General features: G+C 46.8%; 20 protein-coding genes. 10 read left to right on the top strand and 10 right to left on the bottom strand.

Going from position 1 to position 26,293, the window contains the following annotated elements:
- Positions 1-347: 347 nt before the first annotated feature.
- Together NLZ44_RS22110 and NLZ44_RS22115 are read left to right on the top strand one after the other, a co-directional pair.
- The gene (locus tag NLZ44_RS22110; protein WP_493751178.1) at positions 348-1,745 is read left to right on the top strand and encodes a DEAD/DEAH box helicase; all 1,398 of its coding nucleotides are present in this window, start codon (positions 348-350) and stop codon (positions 1,743-1,745) included.
- Positions 1,746-1,841: 96 nt separating this feature from the next.
- Positions 1,842-2,633, top strand: coding sequence for a TspO-related membrane protein (locus NLZ44_RS22115; RefSeq protein ID WP_493751179.1), 792 nt, complete (start codon positions 1,842-1,844; stop codon positions 2,631-2,633).
- A gap of 61 nt (positions 2,634-2,694) precedes the next feature.
- Here NLZ44_RS22115 and crtB read toward each other — a convergent pair whose 3' ends face one another.
- Together crtB and pds are read right to left on the bottom strand one after the other, a co-directional pair.
- The gene (gene crtB / locus NLZ44_RS22120) at positions 2,695-3,624 is read right to left on the bottom strand and encodes a 15-cis-phytoene synthase CrtB (RefSeq protein ID WP_493751180.1); all 930 of its coding nucleotides are present in this window, start codon (positions 3,622-3,624) and stop codon (positions 2,695-2,697) included.
- A gap of 102 nt (positions 3,625-3,726) precedes the next feature.
- Positions 3,727-5,103, bottom strand: coding sequence for a 15-cis-phytoene desaturase (pds, locus tag NLZ44_RS22125; protein WP_493751181.1), 1,377 nt, complete (start codon positions 5,101-5,103; stop codon positions 3,727-3,729).
- 171 nt (positions 5,104-5,274) lie between these two features.
- Between pds and dnaK the strand changes: the two genes are divergently transcribed.
- Positions 5,275-7,302, top strand: a complete 2,028-nt coding sequence (dnaK, locus tag NLZ44_RS22130) for a molecular chaperone DnaK (RefSeq protein WP_493753057.1) — start codon at positions 5,275-5,277, stop codon at positions 7,300-7,302.
- A gap of 84 nt (positions 7,303-7,386) precedes the next feature.
- Positions 7,387-8,388, top strand: coding sequence for a DnaJ C-terminal domain-containing protein (locus NLZ44_RS22135; RefSeq protein ID WP_493751182.1), 1,002 nt, complete (start codon positions 7,387-7,389; stop codon positions 8,386-8,388).
- Here the strand turns inward: NLZ44_RS22135 and thiS are convergent.
- Positions 8,385-8,600 (bottom strand): sulfur carrier protein ThiS, encoded by a 216-nt coding sequence (thiS, locus tag NLZ44_RS22140; protein WP_111890915.1) that lies wholly within the window; start codon positions 8,598-8,600, stop codon positions 8,385-8,387. The two genes, NLZ44_RS22135 and thiS, sit on opposite strands and share 4 nt — an antisense overlap.
- Positions 8,601-9,258: 658 nt before the next feature.
- On the opposite strand from thiS, the gene hpsA (NLZ44_RS22145) reads away from it, so the two are divergent.
- From hpsA (NLZ44_RS22145) to NLZ44_RS22170, 6 genes are all read left to right on the top strand, one after another.
- Positions 9,259-11,478, top strand: a complete 2,220-nt coding sequence (gene hpsA, locus NLZ44_RS22145) for a hormogonium polysaccharide biosynthesis protein HpsA (RefSeq protein WP_493751183.1) — start codon at positions 9,259-9,261, stop codon at positions 11,476-11,478.
- Entirely contained in the window at positions 11,420-14,005 is a 2,586-nt protein-coding gene (gene hpsA / locus NLZ44_RS22150; protein ID WP_493751184.1) for a hormogonium polysaccharide biosynthesis protein HpsA, read from the top strand. The genes hpsA (NLZ44_RS22145) and hpsA (NLZ44_RS22150) overlap by 59 nt, the downstream gene beginning before the upstream one ends.
- Before the next feature lie 61 nt (positions 14,006-14,066).
- On the top strand, positions 14,067-14,741 hold the full coding sequence (gene hpsB, locus NLZ44_RS22155) for a hormogonium polysaccharide secretion pseudopilin HpsB (RefSeq protein WP_493751185.1): 675 nt from the start codon (positions 14,067-14,069) through the stop codon (positions 14,739-14,741).
- A 61-nt stretch (positions 14,742-14,802) separates the two neighbouring features.
- Entirely contained in the window at positions 14,803-15,798 is a 996-nt protein-coding gene (gene hpsC / locus NLZ44_RS22160) for a hormogonium polysaccharide secretion pseudopilin HpsC (protein WP_493751186.1), read from the top strand.
- 41 nt (positions 15,799-15,839) lie between these two features.
- Entirely contained in the window at positions 15,840-16,421 is a 582-nt protein-coding gene (locus NLZ44_RS22165; RefSeq protein WP_493751187.1) for a prepilin-type N-terminal cleavage/methylation domain-containing protein, read from the top strand.
- A gap of 206 nt (positions 16,422-16,627) precedes the next feature.
- On the top strand, positions 16,628-17,350 hold the full coding sequence (locus NLZ44_RS22170; RefSeq protein WP_493751188.1) for a pilus assembly FimT family protein: 723 nt from the start codon (positions 16,628-16,630) through the stop codon (positions 17,348-17,350).
- A gap of 150 nt (positions 17,351-17,500) precedes the next feature.
- On the opposite strand, the gene NLZ44_RS22175 is transcribed toward NLZ44_RS22170, so the two are convergent.
- From NLZ44_RS22175 to nusB, 7 genes are all read right to left on the bottom strand, one after another.
- Positions 17,501-19,690 (bottom strand): tetratricopeptide repeat protein, encoded by a 2,190-nt coding sequence (locus tag NLZ44_RS22175; protein WP_493751189.1) that lies wholly within the window; start codon positions 19,688-19,690, stop codon positions 17,501-17,503.
- A 100-nt stretch (positions 19,691-19,790) separates the two neighbouring features.
- On the bottom strand, positions 19,791-20,201 hold the full coding sequence (locus tag NLZ44_RS22180) for a bacteriohemerythrin (RefSeq protein WP_493751190.1): 411 nt from the start codon (positions 20,199-20,201) through the stop codon (positions 19,791-19,793).
- 114 nt (positions 20,202-20,315) lie between these two features.
- Positions 20,316-21,710: an argininosuccinate lyase gene (gene argH, locus NLZ44_RS22185; RefSeq protein WP_008050997.1), complete on the bottom strand. Its 1,395-nt coding sequence runs from the start codon at positions 21,708-21,710 to the stop codon at positions 20,316-20,318.
- 66 nt (positions 21,711-21,776) lie between these two features.
- Positions 21,777-22,034, bottom strand: a complete 258-nt coding sequence (locus NLZ44_RS22190; protein ID WP_493751191.1) for a hypothetical protein — start codon at positions 22,032-22,034, stop codon at positions 21,777-21,779.
- A 19-nt stretch (positions 22,035-22,053) separates the two neighbouring features.
- Positions 22,054-23,514 carry a PP2C family protein-serine/threonine phosphatase gene (locus NLZ44_RS22195; RefSeq protein WP_493751192.1) on the bottom strand — a complete coding sequence of 487 codons (1,461 nt, stop codon included), beginning with the start codon at positions 23,512-23,514 and terminating at the stop codon, positions 22,054-22,056.
- Positions 23,515-23,868: 354 nt separating this feature from the next.
- Entirely contained in the window at positions 23,869-25,542 is a 1,674-nt protein-coding gene (gene ftsY, locus NLZ44_RS22200) for a signal recognition particle-docking protein FtsY (protein ID WP_493751193.1), read from the bottom strand.
- Positions 25,543-25,627: 85 nt separating this feature from the next.
- A complete protein-coding gene (nusB, locus tag NLZ44_RS22205; RefSeq protein WP_493751194.1) occupies positions 25,628-26,257 on the bottom strand; it encodes a transcription antitermination factor NusB in 630 nt (209 codons plus the stop codon).
- Positions 26,258-26,293 lie beyond the last annotated feature (36 nt).

The raw sequence follows: 26,293 nt of genomic DNA on the forward strand, positions 1-26,293 counted from the left end.
TCAGCCCAAACCCTTATACAGCAGCAGATACAGCCATTCACAATCCAGGTGAATTGCCACGGGAGAGAAATTTTAAGGAATTTAAGGTTATGTTTCTGTTTGTTAAGCGCTATGCTATAGAACAGATGGTCTCAAAAAATCAAATTTGCTGGACAACCTCTAGGTTGTTAACCAGGGTAAATTTGGGAACATTAGGAGACCTTACCTACATGCTATGGTTCCTAGATGCCCATAAAAAGGCTTAACGCCGGACTAAAACTCATTTTAGTGATTAGAGTCAAGACATATCTGTGTTGGAGTTGGGCAGCCAAAGGAACCGGGCGAAAAACAATCATATTGGAGATTTGATGAGTCAATCCTTTGAAAGCTTAGGTATTTCCGAACAACGCGCTCGCCATTTAGAAACACTGGGTTTCACAGAACCCACCCCAGTTCAAGTCCAAGCTATACCCGAAATGCTATCCGGTCGGGATGTTGTGGGTATGGCACAGACAGGAACTGGTAAGACTGCTGCCTTTTCGCTGCCCATTCTCGAACAGATTGACGTTCATGCCGCTGGTATTCAAGCCCTGGTTTTGACTCCCACGCGGGAACTGGCGATGCAGGTGAAGGAAGCTATTCGCACTTTGAGCGATGATAATGCCCTGTATGTGCTGACAGTTTATGGTGGTCAGTCCATTGACCGACAAATTCAGCGACTGCGACGGGGAGTTCAGGTTGTAGTGGGAACCCCAGGGCGTATCCTAGACCTACTCAACCGAGGTGAACTGAAACTAGATTTACTGCGTTGGTTGGTGTTGGATGAAGCAGACGAAATGCTGAGTATGGGCTTTATCCAAGATGTAGAAAAAATCTTAGAGTCGGCCGACTCTGAACATCGTCAGACAGCCTTTTTCTCAGCAACGATGGACCCTTCCATCTCGAAGTTGGTGCGGCGACACCTCAAGTCCCCTGTGACTGTGAAGGTGGAAACTCCCAAGGCTACCCCCAAACGGATCGAACAGTCTGTTTATATGGTTCCTCGTGGATGGTCTAAAGCCCGCGCCCTAGAACCGATTTTAGAACTTGAAGATCCTGAATCGGCGATTATTTTTGTGCGAACCAAACAATCTGCGGCTGATTTAACTAATCAATTGCAGGCGGCAGGTCATAGTGTTGATGAGTATCATGGTAATCTGAATCAGTCTCAACGGGAGCGACTGTTGATGCGTCTGCGTCGCCGTCAGGTGCGCTGGATTGTGGCTACTGATATCGCAGCCCGGGGTCTGGATGTGGATCACCTCACCCATGTGATCAACTATGATCTTCCTGATCAGGTTGATAGTTATGTTCACCGCATTGGGCGTACAGGTCGCGCCGGTCGGGAAGGAAAGGCAATTACTCTAATTCAGCCTATCGATCGCCGTAAGTTGCGAAATATTGAACGTCACCTGCGCCAAAGTTTTAGCATTCAGTCAATCCCCAAACGGGCGGAAATTGAAGCTCGTTACATTGACCGACTGAAAGACCGGGTGCGGGATGCTTTGGCTGGGGAACGTATGGCTTCATTCTTGCCTATTGTCTCTCAATTAAGCGAGGAATATGATCCCCATGCGATCGCAGCCGCAGCTTTGCAACTTGCTTATGATCAAACTCGTCCGGCTAGTATCGGAAGGGATGATTACGAAGATGATGACGATGCTGTTTCCAACAAACCTAAGCTAATTAAACGCCGCCGCCCAGCTTCTGTTTCTAACAACAGTTAGATGGCTAATTCCCCAATCGGCTTTAATTAATGTGGAGATGCGATCGCCTGGTCGCGTCTCCCTCTATTTTGGGGGCAAATATTGAGGGTTAATTACATGAAAAAAGGTGCATTTTCTGCGGGTGAGACCTGGCGGCGCTGGGCTACTTTACTGGCTATTATCGCGGCTTTTGGGGTGAATATATGGACTAATATTGCCCCGATTAATGGTTTAACTGTCGGCGATATTTCCAATACTTTTTTTGTGAATACCAAGATAATTCCGGCTAATTATGCCTTCTCTATTTGGGGGTTAATTTACTTAGGCTTATTCGGGTTGGCTATTTATCAGCTACTCCCTAGCCAACGAGATAACCCCCGTTTAGCCCAAATGGGTTACGGTTTAGTTACCGCAAGTATAGCACAAATTATCTGGATATTCTTGTTTTTATATAGGTTATTTCCCCAGTCTATTTTAGCCATGGTAGCGATTTTATTATCGCTGATATATTCCTATGTAAAATTAGATGTAGGTCGGCGGCGGGTTCCCAAGTGGGAATCTTGGTTAATTAATATTCCGCTGAGTGTATATTTAAGTTGGATTAGTGTAGCCACGGTAGTAAATGTAGCGATCGCCTTAAATTCGATTAACTGGAATGGCTGGGGTATTCCTCCCCAAGTCTGGACGGCGATCATGATGATTGTAGCTGCGACTATTGCTATTATCATGAGGGTTCGCCACCAGGAAACCGCCTATTTATTGGTGACAATTTGGGCTTTAATAGCGATCGCGATCGCTCAAGATAATGAACCATTAATTGTAACGATCGCCTTAATGTCGTCCCTGGTGATTTGCCTATTTTCTTTAGGTTCAATCAATCATAGAAAATTGACAATAGACAATGGATAATTAAACTCCCTCCCCCTTTCCCAGAGGGAGAGAGCCGGGGGGGGGAGGGGGAGGGGGGGGGTCAAAGAACCCTAGCCCTCAACTGAGCCACAGGGAGACACATCATTTTTTTCCAGGTAGGGACATAGGCACGTTGGTTAAAGACATCATATTCGTTGCGTTCAATTTCGTCTAATATTTGTCTATAGAGCATTAAGGCCGTCCAAACTGGCCAGCGGATATCAGGATGAAGGGCGGCGATACCTTCTTCGGCGAGGGTATAGAACTTACGAGCGCGCTGTATTTGGAAGCGCATCAACTCACGCCAGCGTTCATCTACTATGCCATTAAATAAATCCGCTTCCGTATAGTTAAACAGAGCCAGGTCATCCAAAGGCAAATAAATCCGACCTCGCCGAGCATCTTCCCCCACATCTCGGAGAATATTAGTAAGCTGGTTAGCAATACCGAGAGCGATCGCCTCTTCTTTAGGATAATAAATAGACTGGTCACGATTCCAGGGAACACTGAGATCAGGTTGAGCGGTACCCATAACCGCTAAAGACATCAACCCCACCGTCCCCGCCACCCGATAGCAATACAAATTCAAGTCATCAAAGGTGTTGTAGCGATTCCGGGACAGGTCCATACGTTGACCGGCGATCATATCTCGGAAGGGTTGAATATCGAGGGAAAAGCGACCGAGGGTATCAACCAAAGCCACATCAACCGGATCAATAGGATGTCCAGCGAAAATCAATTCTAGTTGTTCTTCCCAGCGGTCGAGAGTTTCCAGGGTAGTAGAACTTGCCATAGGACCATCTACCAATTCATCGGTGCGGCGACACCAAACATAAATAGCCCAAATAGCCTCACGCTTGGCCTGTGGCATCAATTGAGTACCCAAGTAAAACGTCTTAGCATACTGTGCCGTAATTTGGCGACAGAGTTCATAGGAATCTGACCGGGTTGCCGGAGTTCTCATGCAGGGGGATTTAGAGAGTTGCAGCATTCGTTTTTTTTTCAGGCACTGAGCTATCAGCCATAGGCGTTTGCAGTTAGCAAAACGTCATCAGGGAAATACCCTAGAGACGTTTCAGAGATTAGGGGGACGTTAGCTAGTCCTCAAGTCTTGTTGAATAGCCTGTGCTGTCAGCTTACCAGAAAGCACAGCACCTTCCATACTAGCGAGATAGCGTTGCATGGTGTAATCCCCGCTGAGATAAAAATTAGGGATAGGCGTTTTTTGACTTGGGCGGCAAGCCTGGCGGCCAGGAGTAGCTTTATAAACCGATCGCGGCGTTTTCACCACATGATATTTGAGCAACTTAGCAGGTGATGGGAAATGTTGAGGAAATAGCTTTTCCAGTTCAGCCATAGTAGCGGCCACGATATCCGCATCTGACTTACCAATCCAATCAGCAGCGGGAGCCAAAACCAGCTCTAACATTGAGCGATCGGGGTTAGCATATTCCTTACAGGTATTGCTCATGTCCGCATAGACACTGAGCAAAGGTGATCGGGAAAACAGCAGGTGATCAATATCAGTCAACTTGCGATCGAACCACAAATGAACATTAATCACGGGAACCCCTTCCAATCCCTGAAGTTGCTTAAAATAATCAAGCTCCTGCCAAGGTTTAGGCAACATCAACTTGAGCGGGTCAACAGGCATAGCCGAGACATAGACATCAGCGGTTAGCACTTCTTCCGGCGCACCATTTCGCCCCGGAATCAGGAACCCCTCAACACAGCCGGACTCATTGACCAAAAACTCCTGAATCGGAGCATTTAATCGCACCTGTCCGCCTCGTTCCGTAATATAGTCTACCAGAGGCTGACACAATCTTTCCGTTGGCGACCCATCAAGAAAGGCCATTTTCGAGCCATTTTTTTCTTGGAGGAAGCGGTTAAGGGCGGTTAGAATGACAGTGGAGGATATTTCTTCTGGCCCGATAAAATTGAGAGCCTTAGACATAGCAATAAACACCTCTGTTTCCACCCTTGGGGGAACATTTTGTTGTTTAAGCCATTCCGAGAAGGAATATTTATCCATCTGTTCGACATAATTTTGGCCTTGAATCATGGCGGGAATTAGTCCCAAGCCAAACCTAATTTTTTCAGGCCAGGTAAGCATATCATTATTACGAAGAATAGCGACTATGCCATTAACGGGGGCGGGAATATCGGGAAAATCGAACCGAGAGTAGGTTCCGGGCTGATCTGGTTGGTTAAAGATCATGGTATGTTCTTTCCACTGCAACCGATCCTCAATGTCCAACTCTTTGAACAATTGGAGCATATTAGGATAGGCTCCAAAAAAGATATGTAGTCCAGTTTCGTACCAATCCCCGTCCTCATCTTTCCAAGCGGCCACTTTGCCACCGAGAACATCTCGTCTTTCCAAGACAATGGGGGTATAACCCATATCGGTTAGGTATTTGGCACAACTCAAGCCAGCCAAACCCGCTCCCGCGATCGCAACTCGCATTGACAACCCTTTCAATCACTTGCTTGTATTTCGTTCTCATTATAGGTTACATCTCGTAACATTCTGTCGATAAAATTAGAATCTCCCCCATTTGGGGCGACGACGATGGGAAGCGATAAAATTAGAAAAGATCTACTAGCCACACCAACAAGACAAGGAGAACACCAACGAATGGGTAGAGTAGTCGGCATTGACCTGGGAACAACTAACTCTGTTGTAGCGGTCATGGAGGGCGGTAAACCCGTCGTGATTGCCAATTCTGAGGGGATGCGGACAACACCCTCTGTCGTTGGCTTTACTAAAGAGGGGGAAAGGATTGTCGGACAAATGGCTAGGCGGCAGGCTGTTTTGAATCCTCAGAATACCTTTTATAACGTCAAGCGACTGATTGGGTCAAGATATGCAGACCTAACCCCGGCATCAAAACGGGTTCCCTATACTATGCGTCGAGAGGAAAATGGTAATATCCGCCTCAAATGTCCTCGACTCAAGCGAGATTTCGCACCGGAAGAGATTTCCTCCATGGTACTGCGGAAATTAGCAGAAGAAGCCAGCCGATATCTAGGGGAGGAGGTGACTGGGGCGGTAATTACTGTACCCGCCTATTTTAATGATTCTCAAAGACAGGCGACCCGCGACGCTGGGAAAATTGCCGGATTAGAGGTAAAACGGATTCTCAATGAACCGACGGCGGCTTCCCTCGCCTATGGACTGCAAAAGCAGGATTTTGGCACTATTCTGGTGTTTGACCTAGGGGGGGGAACTTTTGATGTGTCGGTCCTGGAAGTAGGAGATGGGGTATTTGAGGTTAAATCCACTAGCGGGGATACCCAACTGGGGGGGAATGATTTTGACCAAAAAATTGTCGATTGGTTAGCTGAGAAGTTTCTGGAAGAACAGGGAATGGATCTCAGACGCGATCGCCAAGCCCTTCAGCGCCTCACAGAAGCAGCGGAGAAGGCTAAAATAGAACTATCTGGGGTGGGGGTAACTGACATCAATTTACCCTTCATTGCGGCGGACGCAGACGGACCGAAACACCTAGAAACTCGACTTTCTCGGGGAGAGTTTGAGGGATTATGTGCTGATCTGATTCAAAGGTTACGCCGCCCGGTCAAACAGGCTTTGGTGGATGCCCAAATTTCACCTACCCAAATCGATGAGGTGGTATTGGTGGGAGGGGCCAGCCGGATGCCTATTGTACAGCAGTTGGTGCGTAGCCTGATTGACCGTGAACCAAATCAGGGGGTTAATCCTGATGAGGTGGTCGCCGTGGGGGCTGCTATTCAAGCGGGTATTTTGGCGGGTGAAGTGCGCGATATCCTGCTATTGGATGTTACACCCCTATCGGTGGGATTGGAAACTATTGGGGGAGTGATGAAAAAACTCATACCCCGCAATACTACTATCCCGGTGAGGCGATCGGATATTTTCTCGACCTCTGAGAATAATCAAACTCTGGTGGAAATTCATATCCTCCAGGGGGAAAGGGAGTTAGCCAAGGATAATAAGTCTTTGGGACGGTTTAAGCTGACCGGTATTCCACCCGCCCCTAGGGGTATCCCTCAAGTACAGGTGGCTTTTGATATTGATGCTAATGGTATCCTCCTGGTGACGGCTATGGATAAAACCACTGGTCGGGAACAAAGCATTACTATTCAGGGTGCTTCTACTCTGTCTCAGGAAGAAGTTAATCAGATGATTCGGGAAGCGGAAGAGTTTGCAGACCAAGACCGTCTACTGCGGGAAAGGGTGGAAAAACGCAATCGCGCCCAGGCTTTGACTTATCAAGCGGAAAGACAGTTAAGGGAGATTGCCCTAGATTATGGGATGCAGTTTGCTCAACGTCAACGGGGCCGTATTGAGACTTTAATTAGGGCGCTGCGGGATAGTCTGGAAAGAAATGACGATCGCGGTATTGATCAAATTGGGGCGGATCTGCAAGATGCGCTATATGATTTGAGTCGCGAGGTGTCTGTGTTTGCTACCCAAGATGATGATGATGATCTGTTTGGATCGATTCGTCGCACTTTTGGCGGTGGCGATCGCCGTATCCGTGACCCCTATGATATGCCTCCCGCTGCTGGCCGCGGCTATCCCCGTTACGATAATAACATGGGAACCGGAACTGGTCGCCCTGGTCAAAGATATTATCCCCAAAGTAATGATTGGGATGATGATGAGGACGACTGGCTGTAAGTAATCAGGGGAGGCTGTGGGGTGGGGTTCCCTCCTCCCTTTTCTGGGATTCTGTGACTGATGAGTTTATATTGTGATTAAATTATGCAAAATTTTCGGAATTATTATCAGATTTTAGGGGTTTCCAGAGATGCTTCTACTGATGAGATAAAAAAGGTCTATCGCCGTTTGGCTAGACAATATCATCCCGACCTAAATCCGGGGGATAAGGAAGCAGAAGAGAAGTTTAAGGATATTGGTGAGGCTTATCATATTCTGTCGGATCTGGAAAAGCGATCGCAGTATGATGAGTACAGCAAATTTTGGAAACAAAAGGGTTTTGGTAGTAAAAAAAGCTCCCAGAAGACCGGATTTAAGACCTGGGGAAGTCGGGTGGCTAATGGTCGCACCCAAACTAAAACTCCGGAGGTCGATTTTGGGGAATATGCCGATTTTAATAGTTTTATTGATCAACTGATCGGACGGCGGCGGGAAGTGCGGACCGTTACTAATGATACACCCCGCGTCACTTCTTCTGACCCCTATAAATCCCCTAATACTAGGGTAATCCACCGGGTTCCGGTTCGGGAAAATCGACGGGATATTGAGGCGCGCTTGACTTTACCTCTGGAAAAGGCTTACACTGGAGGAGCAGAACGTATCCGCCTAGAAGATGGGCGATCGCTTGAGGTGAATATGCCGCCGGGAATGTTTACCGGTCAACGTATTCGCCTCAAAAATTTGGGCATTCAAGGGGGGGATTTATACCTGAAAATTACGGTCAAACCTCACGACTTTTTCAGGTTGGAAGAGTCTAATATTATCTGTGAGGTTCCAGTAACTCCCAGCGAAGCGACCCTAGGGGGAGAAATAGAGGTTCCCACTCTTGACGGTTGGGTTAAAATTAAACTCCCAGCGGGGGTAGTGTCGGGTCAATGTCTGAGACTAGCTAATAAAGGCTATCCTAACGAAAATGGCGATCGCGGTGATCAGTTAGTGGAAATTCAAATTGTCGCCCCCAAACAGATCACCACCCAGGAGAGGGAATTATACGAAAAACTCCGAGAAATCGAAACTTTTAATCCCCGTGAAGATCTCCTAGTTTAGCCACCACCCACAATGGTGACAATTTCCAGGATATCACCCATTTCCATAGTGGTAATTTCCCAAAACTGTCGGTGGAGAATTTCCCCATTATACTCCACCGCCACCAAACGGGGATTTAACCCCAAATCTTCCAAAAATTTAGGTAGGCTAGTATCTGGGGCGCAAGTTTGCGCCTCTCCGTTAACTTTCAGGGTGATAGTGCGATCGCTCATATTTCCCCATCCCAATATTATCAATGACCAATTATAGCCGGGTTTCTCCCCCAGACTTCAAGAAACCGGGTTTCTAGCCACCTTCTAACCACCCAGACCGCAACACAACTTAACAGTCTATCAACTTTCTGATGTAGGGGGTTGACAAGCTCTGGCAATTGGTGATAATATAGGGACAGTTACATAATAGAAATCTGTGCCTAAATTCTAAAAATGTCACTATTCCCATTATCTAAAAGTATAGCACGGGGTGGCGGGAAAGGCAAGGGACCCCCCAGAAAAAAATTTTTCGCAACAAAACTTAACATTTCGTTACAAAAGTTAACATTAATAGAAGGGTGATCGTTTTTTAGGTTGAGTTGGGAATGCTAATATGTAGGTGAGGACTCATCCTCCCTAAGCCTATAACCCTCGAACCGAGTTTGTCAATGTGATCGATCGCACAGGAGAAAGGCGATCGCTAACTCACAATTAACTCAGTCGATTTGTGATAATAGAAAAAGGTGTACCCTAGTTGCCCTTGGCGGGGATAACCGGGGTACTTAGTCGCCTAGTTGTGGGTAATAATACCACAGCTATGAGTGTATTTATATTTATCTCGCCGTATTATTTATCAGCCCGTGTATTCAGTTAAACTCTAAGGTCAGGAAGTCGTCTTATGCACAATCAGCATAATCACAGAAAACCTAAGTCACCTATTCGATTATGGTTAGGAGAGATCCGGAAGTTTGGTAACCGGGCTATCGGGGGCTTAAAGCGATCGCTCCTGGGAAATTGGTTGAATATGAATAGGGGCGATCGCCAGCGAGTAGAGGGTTTTGTGTTGCCGACAGTAACCATGGTGATGTTAGTGGTGGTACTGTTAACGGTGGCGATCGCATTCCGAGCCTTAGACCGGGCGCAGGTAGCGCAAAATGTGCGGGTTAGCCAGGAAGTGCTGTTAGCGGCCACACCCGCCCTGGAACGGGCCAAAGTGAAACTGGAGAACGCATTTGAGGCTATGCCATCAGGAGCGCCTGAAAATGGTGTGTTAATGCAAGAATTAAGGGGAGGTAAGTATGACTTTGTCGGTGAAGAACGACTGACCCTAGAGTTTAACGGAAGAACCATAGATACTGCCTGGGGATTTGAAGAAGATTTCAATGGTGACGGCGAAACAGATAGATACAATATTTACGGAATTTTCTTCCTGCATACAGAACGCGATCGGGCGAGAACTCCCATAGATGCTAGAGGTAATCCTGTACCTAGGATAGATTCACCTTTTAACAGCAACCCTCATTGTCCACAAGCCTTGGGAAGTGTTGCGACTTTGGTTACTGGTGGTACTGACTGGTTCCAACAGGATAATGTTCTGAGAAAACCCTTTTTTATCTACGCTGCCAGTATACCCGTCAGTGGTAGGGGTTTTGCGGCTGTGGAAATGCAGCAAGATAGGCAAGCTGTGCCTTTAGTTAATAATGCTGTAGTCTATGAAGGTGATATTGACATAACTCCGGGTCGTCAGGCTCTTCAGTTAAACGGCCGGATTATGGTCAATGGCAACCTGTTCACTAATAATAATGTTACATATCGTCAGGTGAGCAGCCCCAACTCTTGCTTTTATCAGATGGAAAATAGCAAGATTATCATAGGTGGCAACTTTGGCACAGGTACTGCTGATAGCAGTTCAAGTGGAGGGGGTAACGCGACTCTGGACCTATTCCGACCAAATGGCGCACCAACGGGAGTGAGTTGGGGTAAAGACCATTTATCGGTAGATAGAGCGCCCAATGCGGTAAGTTACAATGACCTAGAATATGCAGAAAGAATCAAGGGTTTGGTAGATGCACAGATGGAAAACGCGGCAGCTACAGACCCGGAACAGGTCCGAGAGGCTGTTGACCAAGATGGAGAAGACCGGAGGAGAATGCTGGAGATGTATTTCACAGCTAGAACTCGTCGGGTTCCTAACCGTGAAGTAGGAAGCGAAAACTTTGACCCGAATAGTGATACAGCTACACTGAATGGCAGTGGTGAGGAATTAAGAGCCAAGGATGAATGGATTTATCCACAGCAGCTTGATGGAGGAAATGCCACCATATCAACAACAAATGGGAGTAACCATAGCCGTTTGGATCTGTGGACGAGTGGTAATAAGTTGCGTTTACCAGCTAGGAATCCTGAGCTAGTTAAAGATCAACAACAAGAAACATTAATTGGCGATCGCGTTCTGCTGGGCAATGGTTTACCAGCCAGATGGTATAACGACGGGATTTTTACCACCCAGGCGGCACAGTTTATCAATAATATTGTCTGGGATGAAGGTGACGGGGAGCGCTTCCGCCGAACTCGAATGTTCGATATGCCAGACCTGGGGAATACAGGTCGTAACGGTTTCTGGGAAAGGGCAGCGGCTAGAGACTCTACAGACGATGATCCGCTCATGGGAGGGATGCGGATAGTTACCGGGGCAGGGATTTACTTACCGAGTGAGTCATTTCTGAGCCAGACTCGACCAGCCCGGGCGGCGGACAACCCAGACACCCCGGAAAATGAATCCGCTTTTGATGTGGTGTGGCCAGATACCATGGCTATGTGGGAGGACAGTAATTTCGATGGCAAAGCGAAAATGGCTGATGATGAAATCGGCGACCTGAGAATGCGGGCTACTGTGGTGTATCACTATACAACCACTCCCTGGGCGGAGCCGGGCGATCGCCAAAATCCCATAGCCTGTATCAGCAGTTACTACGACCCCACCACCCAGGAAACCGCTAAAAATAGGCATGGCTTGCCTTGGGAAGCGGCGACGGCTACTGGCGAGGGTATGTCCCACAATGGCATTGTCTACGCGAGCGCAGATACTAAATCCACCCAAACAGACACCAAATGCTGACGGCTTGTTTGCAGGCAATGAATCCGGTAGCCTGCTTGAGAAGATTTACTACCAGGCTAATCTAGTTTTTCCGGATGGGCGCTTTGTCAACGAGCCTCTGCGGAAAGCATTAGCCAAAGAACCTACAGAGAGAAGCTTGGAGGAACAGTCGGCTATTGATGCGGCGGTTTGCGCTGTGCGAATCGATGATGGAGCGGCGGGGACTCCCACAGAAGCTACCATTCCCCATGGTACGATTTTTGAAGGAACTTTGCTGGATGCCCGCCAGGTGAAAGCCCTGGAGGATGATGACGGTTTCTTTGCTGATGGTAAAGGCACTTATGATCGCCCCCTGGAAGACCGCCAACCTCTGGAAATTCGCACCACGGTGATTGACTTAAACAAGTTACGCCAAAAAGCGATCGGTGATAACGAGTTTTTATTGCCCAACAGTGGCATTGTCTACGCCACCCGTGATGATGCCCTGAGAGATGATAGCACTGGCGACTCCATAACCAGTCCAGTGGACTTTGTTTTAGACGAAACCCGCCGCCCCAACGGCATCATGTTGATTAATGGTGAACGGTTAGATCGCCGAACCACCTTTTTTGAAGACGAAAAAGGGTTAATCCTAGTCAGTAATTTGCCTGCCTATGTGAAAGGAACTTTCAACCTCCACCAAACCCCTGGTGGCACTGCTTTGGATGAATTTATTGACGAGGGTAGTGCTTTTTATGCTCGCAGCAACCTGAATCCAGATTTTGCCTGCCGTGCCGATGACCCTCGCCTACCGGACTGTAGCACAGGGGATACCTGGCGACCTGCCACGGTTTTGTCTGATGCGGTGACTCTACTTTCTAGGGAGTTTAGGGAAGGATATCGCTGGGAAGGTGACTATAACCTCCGCAACAACATGGTTCTTAGCCAAGACTACAGGCGACTAAAGGGTTTGAACCCGGTTAAAAGAGATGACTATCAGTTTGAGCCTACCACTGGTCGTGATCCTGAAATACTTTTTAATGAAGTAGAATTCGACTTCGACCTGGATGGTGACGGCGATAAATGGGATTACCCCCCCGCTGAGAATGGCGATGAGAATGGCGGCGGTCCACCACCCCCACCACCACCCCCAGACCCAGAACCTCAAAAATGGCCCGAAAATAAACTAACCCTGGAAGCTCTGCGTAGGATTAACGGCTTCTATGACAACAACTTCATGACTACTCAAAATGTTTGGAATAATGCAGGTAATTCAATTAGGTTATGGATTGGTAGTGAAATCCTCAGAAGTTCCTATGTTAACAACTATGTGACTCCAATTCAGACCAGAGGTGATGGCATTGAATATGTGATGGAGATTTGCCGTGAACCTCTAGTTTCCATGTGTCAGCCAGACGATTGGGTAGTCAGTGAAGCTGGTGAGGATGATGAGGATAAGGAGTATGCATCAGATAAAATTGGGCGTAATTTTACATACAGTAGTAGCGACGACAACCCCACTGTAGGAACAACTGTACAGCGATTACTGCCAGCAAGCGATCGCATCTATCCCCGTCGCATTGCTTTTGCTCGTGATAGGAAACACAAACTCTTGCTAGATAAAAGGGGTCATCCTATCCCCTTGGGTGTTGTTGGTGGCAAATACGCCTATTCACCCTTACAGGATGCTGATGAAATTTGTCTGGAGAAAAGTGACGACAAAGACAAAACAGAAAGAAAAATATCCTTAAATGAAGAAACAGGTGAATATGATGAAGACTGTGTAAATGGAGATTTCGAAACTCTTGACAAGGTGACCACAACAAAAGCCAATGCACTGCTCTTTCAAATGGAAGGTGATGTGCCAAAGGTTCATTGGCCACGCAATGGTTTTAGGCAGATTCTTACAGAGGACCCTGATAGCCCTGTTATTTATGCACAGCCTCTGTGGGAACCTGTGGTGCAATTGAACACAATCCAACATGACCAACAGAACTTGTTACAGCCGGCTGTAGCAACTACCTTTAACCTAATTATTGCCAGTGGTGATTCCCCCATCCGACCAACAGTAGATAAAAAAACTGAGCTAAACGGTGGTTTCCACAACTTTAGTCGCTTCTTGGAAAGATGGAACGGGGTAACTGCAACTATCAAGGGTTCATTCATCCAGTTCAAACGCAGTGCATACGCCAGCGGACCCATGATGCCGGTTTTGGATCAAAATAGTGCCGACTTGACCAAGTTCGGACCAGCCTTAACAACAGGTCTCCGTCCCTACAGAAGTTTGATTGATAACGGTCAAGTGCCATTCTACCGACCCCCTAACCGGAACTACGGTTATGATGTCGGTCTGCTGCCCCAACTTCCTGACCTGTTTGCCTCCCGGCTGACCACTCCCGCCACCCAACCCCCAGATGAATACTTCCGAGAAGTGAGTCGGGATGACCCCTGGGTTCATACCCTGTTGTGTGGCAGAGAAGGGGAGAACGGCCCAAACTTTCTCCCTGATGGGTTGCGCCCTGATCAATGTCCTTTAAACCCTGATACGTTCTTCAACCGTCGAACCTAGTCCAACCGAGTAGCCCATAACTGACCACCCTATTTAATCATGTTGCATTCTGAGCCGAACCATGTTCAACCCCAAACTATCCCCCAAGTTCTCCCGGTGTAGCGAATCTGGCTACACCCTGCTTGAGTCCATCATGGCTATGGTGGTGGTCAGCATCCTGATGGTCGGCATTTCTCCCGTGTTGGGTTTTGCCTTCGCCACACGGGTACAGGCTCGGCGCATAGAACTAGCCAGCAGAGCCGCTAACAGTTATATCAGTGCTGTCCGTACTGACCCAACCAATACCAACTTGGTGCGGTTAAATCCCAGTGACCCCAACGCTGGACCAACTGCAACTGGTAGCTTGAACTGTGGGGCTGGTCGAGCCTGTACCACCCCAGCCAACTTGTTCTGTGTGGATAATGACGGAACTGGGAGATGTGAAACCAATAGCCCCACGGATATGATTGTTCAGGGAATTGGCATAAATGAGTGTAGCGACAACCTACAGCATGGTTATGAGTTGATTGTCAGGGTGTATCGTGCTGACGCATTTGCCCAATCGGGACAACTAGAGGGGGCTAATGATGACGGGTCTAGTAATTTAGCGAGTTCCAGGGTCGGCTTAGGAAACCCCAGAGAACCCCTAGTGCAGGTGCGAACGGAGATTAGCCCCACTAGCACCAGTTCCTTTAGGAGTTTAAGTGACCGTTTACGTGAGCGTGTACAAGGATGTCCTGAAGATGAAGGGGATTAATAGGTTTGGTGATGGTTCCCATGGAGTGCAAAAGTAAGATTATCCCGGTAGAGAGGTAGTTATGCTGTCCCTAGTTCGGTTTTGGTTAATTTGTGTATTGAAATCTAGGTCAAAAACCACCCAGGGGAATGACTTAGGCTTCACGATGATTGAGTTATTGATTTCGGCTGTTGTGGCTAGTATGATCATCACGCCCATCCTATTCTTTGTGGTGGATGTTTTACGAACCGATACCCAGGAAGAAATCATAGCCAGATCGAACCAGGAGTTACAGGCGGCAGCAGATTTCATTCGCCGCGACCTCTCCCAAGCTATCTATATCTACGACGGTGAAGGGGTTGCTAAGATTATAGAAAACGATGAAAATGGTTATCTTCCTGATTCCCAGAATGTGGTATTGCTATTCTGGAAACAGGAGTTTATCCCCAATGTTGTTCCCCCCCGTGAGGTTAACAGGCCAGTTGCTGCTAATCATTGCGATGATGCCCGTTGCGATGATGCCCAAGTTTTATCTTTAGTTGCTTACTATTTACAAACAGGTGATTCTGATACTTGGTCTGGTCAGGCACGTATTTCTCGCTTACAAATCAACGATGGTGTCATAGATATACACAATAACACCTGCGACGGCGGACCACCATGCCATATTGCTGGACATGAACCAGACCCAGGTTTTGCTCGACCTCGCGGCCGTACAAAGATGAATGATTGGGAAGCCAGCGGCCCTATTGTAGATGAATCAGAACGACCACGACCACGAGAAGTTCTGATTGATTACATATATCCAGGTGTCGTTGAGGGTCTAGCCGCTGATCACTGTAGAACAGTTTTTAACTTAACTGGAGCAACTGATCCAACTGAAGCTAAACTACTATCTGGAAATAAGGGTAGTGGCTTTTTTGTATGTGTAGACTCCCGTAATACAGCAGCTTTAGTTAACATGAGAATGAATGCGGCAATTCGCATTGATCCGAATGCTAAAGAATTCGACGAGGATAGGCGATCGCTTTTTCCAGAGACGAACTTTTTGGTTAAAGGCTTAGGTGCTTTCAATTAACCGATAAAATCAGGGAATTTATAATAAAAGGAACCTATAAAATGAGTATTTTAATTAACCCAAAATCGGTCAATCCCAGGCGCACCAAAAACCAGTCGGGCTTCACCATCATTGAGACGTTGGTGGTAGTTTTAATGATTGGCATTCTGAGTGCGATCGCCGCTCCGACATGGATAATGTTTGCCAATAGACAAAAGGTTCGCACCGTTAATGACCGGGTTTTTAACGCCATACAACGCGCTCAAAGCCAAGCGCAATTAACCAGTTTAGGTCGCTCCCTCGAATTTGGTGAGCATGGAGGTATACCCGCATATCGAATTTATTTGACCTCTAAGGGACGACCGAGCGACGATAACGCAGATTGGCAAACTCTCGATGTGAATGGCGAGATTAACGAGGGACAAATTACACTGCGAGTTTTCGCACCAGTAGACGATAACATCCTAAAGTTTGACCATCTAGGAGTTATAGAACGAGAGCAAGATCCAGAGAAGAATATAACCGAAGATAATCCTTTTTGGGTAGTTGTATCTTCCGCTGATAATAGCGTGACACATTGCGTGGCTGTCAGAACTAGACTACTATCCACGCAGAAACTCCAAGGAGATGATTGCCCTGATTGAGTAGTTCTAACTAGCCAATTGTAACACAAAAAATTAATTATCTACTGAATATTTTACAAAACTTTACCCCCAATTTCCGAAAACATAGTTTAGAATAAACCACCAAAGATATCACCCGTAACGAGGCCTTTTACGAGTGAGGTTAGTTGTGTATGCTGCGGTTAGCTGACCTACACGACATCTATCCTTGTGACCCAGGTTAAATAATGGAAAATACATTAATTAAGCACTTGCTTCTGGTTCAGAAACAGGCTATTAATTTAGTGGCTGAAAAACCAGTTAGCAGTGACTCTCCGGGTGCGAAATCGCGAAAATCCCCTACAGAATCTGGGTTTTCTTTGTTAGAAGTCTTAGGGGTGATGGTGATTATATCAATACTAGGTGGGATAGCGGTTCCGACTTGGTTAGGTTTCGCGAATAACCAGAAACTGCAAACCTCTATCCGGCGACTCAACTGGGCTATCCACTCAGCCAAAAGTGAGGCTATACTATCTAGTACATCATGGCAAGCGAGTATCAGGGAATATGGGGGACGAGTACAGGTAGCAGTCCATCCCGCGAAGACTCCCCCTGGTCAACTCCCAGAAGGTTCATGGACTAACCTAGAACCGGGGATAGAAATTCACAACCGGGAAAGGAACACCAGGAATAAATATGAAACGACGCTGCGAAGAGTAGACCCGGACACCAACCAAGTCCGAAACGCGGGGACGGTGTACCGAGTTTTATTCAACTACCAAGGCTGTCCGGTCTATAACCCGTCTAATTTCTGCACGCAAACTTCTCTAGCTGCGAAGGGACGCATTGCTATCCATCATCCTGAAGTTCCAGGTCAAAAGCGATGTATCATCATTTCGACGCTGATAGGTGCGACTCGCATTGGTCAGCAACAGGAAAGACCGGATCAAAATGGCTACTATTGCCATTAATGGTAATTAATAATTAGGTAGGGGCGGGTTCGACGGTCAATTCTCCATTCCCAGGAGGATATTAATCAACCCGCCCGACAGCGACCAATAATTAGTCGGGTGCGTCAGTAGAGAATTTTCGGTTAATATCAAAATGGCTTGGGTCTGAGGCTACGGCGACCAATGGAATTTTCGGCCTAATAATTCCTCGAGTTTGTGGTTGTGGGGACGGAAAAAGTCGCCTAGGGTCTGACGTAATGTTTCTGGTATGGGATTATAGGAACCTGCGGTATATCGGGGGTATTCGGAGAGTTGATGGTCGGGAAGACCTAAAAACTCAAATACCTGTTTGAGGGTGTTCTGCGGGTGGTTATATAATTCTTCACTGGTGAGGATTAAAAGCTGTTCGGGAGGGAATTTTTGCATCCACTTTTCCAGAAAATAAACATACATTCCCCGCAGTAGATAACCATATTGACATCCCCAAAATTTGCGTCCGGCTAGGGTGGGGTCGTCAATGGTATCGAGAATGGCAATTTCATCTATCATGGCTTGCTGGAGAGTGCGCTGTTCTTGACCCATCCAATTTCGGTGGTCTTGATATTGAGAAAAAGCCCGATCTACTGGATTTCTTAGGGTGACAATTAGCTTGACTTCTGGGAAGGCTTGCGAAATGCGATCGCATACTTTACTATCGACTATATAACTAGGGCTGGCTTCTCCGGTGAGAAATTCGCCGCCAGGGGGAATGGGGGGAAAATGGGCGAGATACCAGTCTAAGCCTCGGTAATATTGCCAAATGAAAAAATCGACTTCTTTATGGAGGTTAGGAATTATCTGGGGATGATGACAAAGGTATTCATAAAGGGAGGTGGTGCCACCTTTTTGAGCGCCAATAATTAGGAAATTCGGACCTGGAACTGATGCGGTTTCCCAGTGGTTGCTAAAAAATTCGGGGCGAATGATTTTGGTTTTGGCTAAGACTCCCTGTTTATAGGTGGAAATGGCGGCGGAAATGTCGCCTATTTCGGTGAGTAAATCACCATAATTTATGTAGGGTTCGGGATAGTGGGGAACCTGGGAAATTGCCTGCTGATAACCGGAGGCGATCGCCTCTATTTGCTCGGGTTGTAATTTGATAAAACTATAGGTGCGTAAATGCCGCAGTTTTATATATGCTATTTCCCCGTCCGGTTGGGCTTTAATAGCGTCTAAATAAGCGGCAATTGCGCCATCAATATCTTGCTGTTGTAAGAGGGTATCACCCAGGCGAATATAGACTTCTGGGATTTCTGGATCAATGGCGATCGCTTTTCGATAAGCATCAATCGCCTGGGGGATTTCTCCCTGTTTAAACAAACAATATCCCAGATTATTATAAGACCAAAAACAATCGGGATTGAGATTAATTGCCTGATTAAATACCTCAATCGCCTCTGACCATTGGCGCAGGTTTAGTAATGCTAAACCCCAACCATAATATCCCCAGGAATAGTCAGGTTTAGCGGCGACCATATCCCGATAAATGGCGATCGCTTCTTCATATCTCCCCCCTAAAAGTGCATCTTCGCCAGTTTTTTGGTCTCGGGATAAAATCTCGGTCAGCCGTTGATGTGCTTCTGGTTGTTGAGGGTTAATGGCGATCGCTTTCCGGTAGGCGGCGATCGCTTCTTCCGGCTGATTTTGCTGGCTGAGTAAATCGCCCAAGTGAAAGTGAGACCAATAAAAATCCGGGTTTAATTCAATTTCCTGGCGATAGTTGTCTATGGCTTCCTCAATACGCCCTAATCGAGTTAAAATGACTGCTAAATGGTGATAAGACCAAGAAAAGTCTGGCTTGAGTTCAATGGCTTTCTGATAGGCGGTGATAGCTTGTTCATCTAGTTTGGTGCTAGTCAGTGCTTGACCCAAACCGACATAATAGATATATATATTGGGCTGCAATTCAATGGCTTTCTGATAACTGGCTATTGCCAAATCGACCTGATTTGTGTTATGATATGCCTGGGCGAGTTTATAGTGAGCGACTGCCAATTGAGGATGAATAGCGATCGCCAAATTATACCAAGCGATCGCGCCTTGGCTATCCTGGTGTTTCTCCAAACTCTCACCGACAATCAAACCAAAATTTGGGTTAACAGAACCAGGATTTTCGCTAATTATCTGATAAAGTTTTTCCGCCTCAGCTTGGGGTTGTTGCAAATGTTGCCAAATGCTGCTTAAACTGGTATAGGCGGCGGCTAAGTTAGGGTCAGCCTCAATAGCCTGTCGATAACAATTCGCCGCCAGTTCCCATTGTTGAGACCCAACATAATCATTTCCCAAATTCAGACAAACTACAGCTTGATTAGCAGTGGACATAGACAAGTTTTCAAAAAGCCATCAATTACATGATCCACAAAAGGCGGGTTTATCAGCCTTCTAGCCCACCAGCCAGAAACTCAAAGCACCCGCCCCCACATTATCCATATTTTTTGGTAGGTATGCAAGGTTTCAGTTGGGTATCAATGCTTTTAATGTGGTCAATAAACCAATCGCGCAGGTCTTGTTTGATGCTGAGAACAATTGAGTTAAAGTTATCATGATGTTCGATGCGACTTTTAATCATTTCAAAACTCATCACAAATCGTTTGTGTGCGTTCTGATTATTTTTGGCGACGGGACATTTATATAAATTCATGCAGGACTCCTCATATTTGAAATGGTTATTAATATACATTTCCAGAAATTTGATAGTTGATTGAAGTTCCTGGGGGCTGCGGTTTTGTTCCAGGTTAGCAATCAATAAATCCATCTGGTCGAATAGTTGCTGATGTTGAAAATCAATCAAGGGGATGCCAATTTTCAAAGAATCATTCCAAGTGGGAGTCATATATTTAGCCTAATTAATCAAGTAGGTTGACGATGAACGATTGACCAAGTTCTTCCCATACTACTATAGCAAACCCCAAGAAACCGGGTTAGAGACACCCGGTTAAGGAGATAATTATGATTGTGCAGCCACCAAGCGATCGCGCGCATTTTGCAGGGCTAATTTAACCTGTTCAAAACCCGTGCCGCCGTAGCTATTCCGGGCGGCGACGACTTGTAAAGGTGCGATCGCATCATAAATATCGACATCAAATTCAGGGTGTAAAGACTTCCACTCATCGAGGGTAAGGTCTTTTAAAAGTTTCCCGGACTCCAGACAAGTTCTGACCACCTTACCCACCAAATTATAGGCTTCCCGGAAAGGAACCCCCTTAGTAGCGAGATAATCAGCCACATCAGTAGCATTCGAGAAATCTTCCGCCACTGCTTCAGCGAGACGTTGTGGGCGAAACTCCATCCCTTGGGATAACAAAATAGTCATCGCCTCCAGACAGCCTTTCACAGTTTTGACCGCATCAAATAAGGCTTCCTTGTCCTCCTGGAGGTCTTTATTATAAGCCAAAGGTAAACCCTTCATCAGGACTAATAGCCCTTGTAGATGTCCAAAAACCCGGCCAGTTTTACCGCGCACCAATTCAGGAACATCGGGGTTTTTCTTTTGGGGCATAATACTAGAGCCAGTGGAACAGCTATCAGTGAGGGTGACAAAACCAAACTCCTGGGAAGCCCAAAAGATAATCTCCTCGGAGAGGCGGCTGAGGTGAACCAAAATGAGACTAGAAGCACTGAGAAACTCGATCGCCCAATCGCGATCGCTCACCCCATCCAAACTATTAGCATAAACCCGGTCAAACCCCAATAATTCGGCGCTATAGTGTCGGTCAATGGGAAAAGTAGTCCCCGCCAAAGCACCGCACCCCAGAGGGGAAGTATTCACCCGTTGATAAACCTCTCCCAGACGTTCCCAGTCGCGGTGGGTCATTTCCACATAAGCCAGTAGGTGATGAGCCAAACTGAGAGGTTGCGCCCGTTGTAGATGAGTGTATCCTGGTATGAGAGTATGGACGTGATTAGTAGCCAGATCCAATAAAACCCCTTGCAAATGAAGAATCTGGGTGCGGATTTGTTGAATTTGGTCTTTCAGGTAAAGGCGGGTATCAGTTCCCACTTGGTCATTACGCGATCGCCCCGTATGGAGTTTTTTACCGACATCTCCGGCAATTTCGGTAAGTCGGCGTTCAACGGCGAAATGAATATCCTCAGCATCGACACCGGGGTTAAATTGACCCTGGCGGTATTCTTGGCGAATAGTCTCCAAGCCATCAACTAAGGCTTGTCCTTCTTCGGGGGAGATAATCCCGGTTTTGACCAACATTTTGGCATGAGCGACGGAGCCAGTCAAATCATACTCGATTAACTCAATATCAAAGCCGATACTGGCGTTAAAAGTGGCGATCGCTGGATGCAAAGCCTTTTCAAATCGTTGGCTCCAGGTTTTAGCTTCAGTCATAGTCCTATAATCTTTAAATTAGCTATAAATGTCTGAGCAGCAACTGACTGGGGAAAATATTTCCGATTAGGGTAAGAGGCTTTTCGCCCACCACCCCATCCCCAATCCAATCAAAAAAGCCCAAAGCTGTCCGGTTTCCAGTAAATTATTCCAGGTATTCGTAACGTTAGTCCATAAATCAACATTTACCTGTTGACCGAATAGCACTGGTAAGGTAGCTGCGACTTCCCCCCACTCCCATGACCAGTGAGGGGTTAAAATGAGAATATGGCTCCCAGGGTTGCTGAAAGTTTGCACAAACATCTCGAAAGTATCAACGGACATAATCGGCATTCTCCCCACTTTAAGAGGGTTGCACCTGTAGCACAACCAGAGTCATGTCATCAATATTACTGTTACTCGGACCGATAAACTTCTGAACTTCGGCAAATATATGATCTACAATGCGATTGGGAGTATGGGAGTTTTGACAAGCCCATTGAAAGGCTGTCTGTAGGTTATCTTCATCAAAGCGATCGCCTCGTTGATTCGCCGCATCAGTAAAGCCATCAGTATAGTAAATCACAGTATCCCCCGGATATAGTTGCACTTGGGCTTGGTAGTAACGGGTATCAGCATCAAGACCGATCAACATTCCCAAAGTATCTAACCGACGAATACTGTGGCTTTGCGCTTGCCATAATAAAGGGGGATTATGGGCGGCGTTACTATAGGAGAGAATTTTAGTCTCCGGGTCATACTCCGAATAAAACAGAGTCACAAACCGATTAGAATTTTCTAAGTCAGCATACATCACCCGGTTAAGATGTTGGAGAATCTGGGCGGGGGAATGGCGGTTGAGAACTTCTGCGCGCAACATTCCCCGAGTCATGGTCATAATTAACCCGGCTGGGACTCCTTTTCCCATGACATCACCAATGACAATACTCCAATGTTCCGATGATGTGTCACCGTAGCCAACTTCTCCGGAACCGGGATGATTTTCATGTTCATGTTTGTCAAAATTTGAGGGGATAAAGTCGTAATAGTCTCCCCCGACTCGGTTGGCGGTTTGACAGCGCGCGGCTACTTCTAAACCCGGAATTTTCGGACATTTACGCGGAAGTAGGCGCAGTTGAATTTCTGCACCAATTTCTAATTCTCGGTCTAGGCGTTCTTTTTCCCGTAATGAAACTGATAGTTCATCATTAGCGATCGCCACAGCCGTTTGATCAGCTACCAGTCTAATTAATTTCTGGCGGGTTGGTGTCCACAGATAATCAGGATCATGGCTGAACACATACAACCGCCCCCGTGATATATTATTAACCAGGATTTCCGTGCTAAAAAGTTGCACATCCGACCCCAAGCAACTACTCACCTGATGGTCTAGGTTTGCCACGTATTGGGGCGCGAGACTCTCGGGAACCACTCCCACCGTTATGGTATCATTAGGCTGGGATATCACCTGTCTGGTAGCCGCCTCTAAAATGGCGCGAATATCCTGACACTGACGACCATCTTGGCAGTGTAAGCGTTGAAAGCGCACCTGACCGTTAGGTTTAAACAGCACCAAAGCACCCCCATCAGCATCTGTCACTCGACTAGCAACTAGGGGAGTTAATTCTAAGAACTGATTGAGATTATTAAAGCTACGGAGGGCAAAACTTAGGGAACTCAGCAACTCATTAATATTTTGCTGTTCCCGATGGAGTCTAGCCACCATTTCCTTTAAGTGAGAGGCTGATGTCACATCAGCATCTGAGGAACTAGAAAGGGAGTCTGAAGGTTGTTCTGAGCGTCTGGGAAGTGGCACAGCAGTCATATTATTAGTATATATTCTTTCAAGGTTAGAGTGCAATAGTAAGTCCAAGACATCGAAAATTTATTAGCGTTAGGTCTCGTGATATGGCAGGTTTAAATTACCACCAGTATAGTGATTCTTCTGGCAATCATCAGAAATCCTCCCTAGTTTGATAGCAACAAGCGACGCTTTCTTTATGCTTTGACAGCTTCTGGGGGACTCCTAGGTAGACTTAAAGTTAAAAAATTCTACCAACAGTAATCATCAGCCACCCCCCCATCGCTAATCAATATGTGCTAATTGAAGTCTCCATTAGGAGATCAACTGTTCCCAATGATTACACTTACATACCAAACTTTGCACTTTAACAGAGCTTTAACCACTTAACAGGGCTTCGATAAACTCGTAGCTTGAAAAAGGCCGTAGGTCTTCGATACTTTCCCCAACACCAATAAAACGAATCGGTAGACCAAGCTGCTGTACAACAGCTAAAGCCACACCACCTTTAGCAGTTCCATCTAATTTTGTCAAGACCACACCGCTAAGTTGAGCAACTTCGGCAAATACTTGGGCCTGGCGTAGTCCGTTTTGACCTAAAGTTGAATCAAGGACTAGGAGGGATTCTACCTTAGCATCTGGTGCTTGTTTGTCTATTACGCGACGAATTTTGTTAAGTTCCTCCATCAGGTTCTTTTTGTTCTGCAATCTACCAGCAGTATCAATAACTAGCAATTCGGTCTCGCGGGATTTAGCAGCAGCGATCGCATCATAAACCACGGCGGCCGGATCTGTATTCTTTCCAGGATTAGCAATCACCTCTACCCCACTACGTTCGCCCCAGACCTTTACTTGTTCGACTGCTGCCGCCCGGAAAGTATCCCCAGCCGCAATTAAAGTCCGGTAGTCTGACTTTTGGGCAATATGGGCAATTTTCCCGATGGTAGTAGTCTTTCCGGCTCCATTGACCCCGGTAATTAACCAAATATTCAATTGTTCTTTTTCGGGGGCAAATGTGGGACTATAGCCATTTTGATAGGGTTTTTCCAGGAGATCTCGCAGAAGTTGTTTTAAATAGGCGATCGCATCTTCCGGGGGTAAAGCATCCTCTAGCAGGCGGTTTTGTAGCGCCTCAATAATCACGTCAGTAGCTTCTACACCCACATCAGCTTGCAGCAATAAAGCCTCAATTTCTTCTACCGCCGCCTGATTTAGGGGTCCCTGACCGACGATCGCTTTTAATTGATTGAGTAAATTACGGCGAGTCCGCCCTAAACCTTTCCACAGCTTTTGTAGCCAGGTGATTTCCTCTACTGCTACTTCCTCTGGTCTACGTCCCTGATTAGCCAAAACTTCCGCCGACCACAGGAACATCTCATCAAATACTAGATCCGTCGATTCTCCCTCACCGCTGGCTGTGGTTTGCCCCCCTTCCGCTTCCGGTTCGGAAATAGCCGTTTCTTTTAATCTCTCAATTCTCGCCTGTCTTTCCGCCTGGGTTCTCGCCCAAATTGGCAAAGACTCATCAATACTCTCTTCAACAATCGCTACAGGTTCAGCGGTTTCTCTAACTTCCGCCGCCTCTGCGACTTCCTCTGCGACTTCCTCTGCGACTTCCTCTGCGACTTCCTCTGCGACTTCCTCTGCGACTTCCTCTGCGACTTCCTCTGCGACTTCCTCTGCGACTTCCTCTGCGACTTCCTCTGCGACTTCCTCAACCACTGCCACAGGTTCAGTCGTTTCTGTTAATTCTGCGGGGGTTTCCTGAACCTCAGAGGTACTTGTTTCGGCTTCTTCGGGGGGGGTCTGGGCTTCTGTGGTGTCTTCTGTGGGTGCTTCTGTGGTGTCTTCTGTTGGCTTTTGTTGTTGCTGAATATTTTGATAAGCGGCCTTAGCCCACTGTAAATAATCCTCATTAGCAGTGGTAGGCTGAGGCGGTTCTTTAGTTTCGGGTTGGTCGGGAGTTGAGGTAGTTGATGAGGGTTCAGCTTGTTGTGTATCTTCTGCTGAGGGGCGATCGCTAAACTGGCGGCGGAACCAATTAAAAACCATTTTACTAATTACTCAAATTTGACAACAGATTTAGGTGTTGGTGAGGCGGGAATTGGTAATAGCAGACCCACAGCATCACCGAAATTTAGACAGATGAAGACTGAGTTTTGAGGTGATCAACAACACGACGGAGAACCCCGTTAATAAATCGGTAGCTGTCCTGGTCGCTATAACGTTTAGCCAACTCCACCGCCTCATTAACGGCAATTTGTTCTTGAACTCCCAGATATAACAATTCAGTGACAGCAATCCTTAAAATATCGCGATCGATGCGGGGGAGTCTGGATAATTGCCAATCAACCATGGCCCCTTCTAGGGAACTATCGACAGCTTCCCGGTGCTTGTTAAGCTCGACCAAAATTTTGACAGCATAGGAGTAGACATCTTCCTGACTTGCCAATTGTACCAATTCCGGCAATTCCACAGCAGTAGATAAACGATTAATGGCTGATTGAGCCAATGCGATCGCCTCACTAACCATTGTCCGGGCGCTGTGCAAATCCGCCGCCCTAGTTTGGCTACTCAAAAGGCGATCGTTACCCCGTTGTAATTCAGCCATAGCCGTCTCTAGGGATTCTTGTCCTTCTGTGGTTAAGGTACGGACAGCAGCGAGGACCACATCTTCCATTTGCTGAGTCTCAAGCCTTTCGGGAGTTGATGGTAGTTGGCTCATCCCCAAAAGGGCGAGTTCACGGGCTGTTCTACGAGCTTGCATATTGGTTTAGTATAAATGTCTTAGTTTAGCAACAAA

This window comes from Arthrospira sp. PCC 9901 (assembly GCF_059013425.1).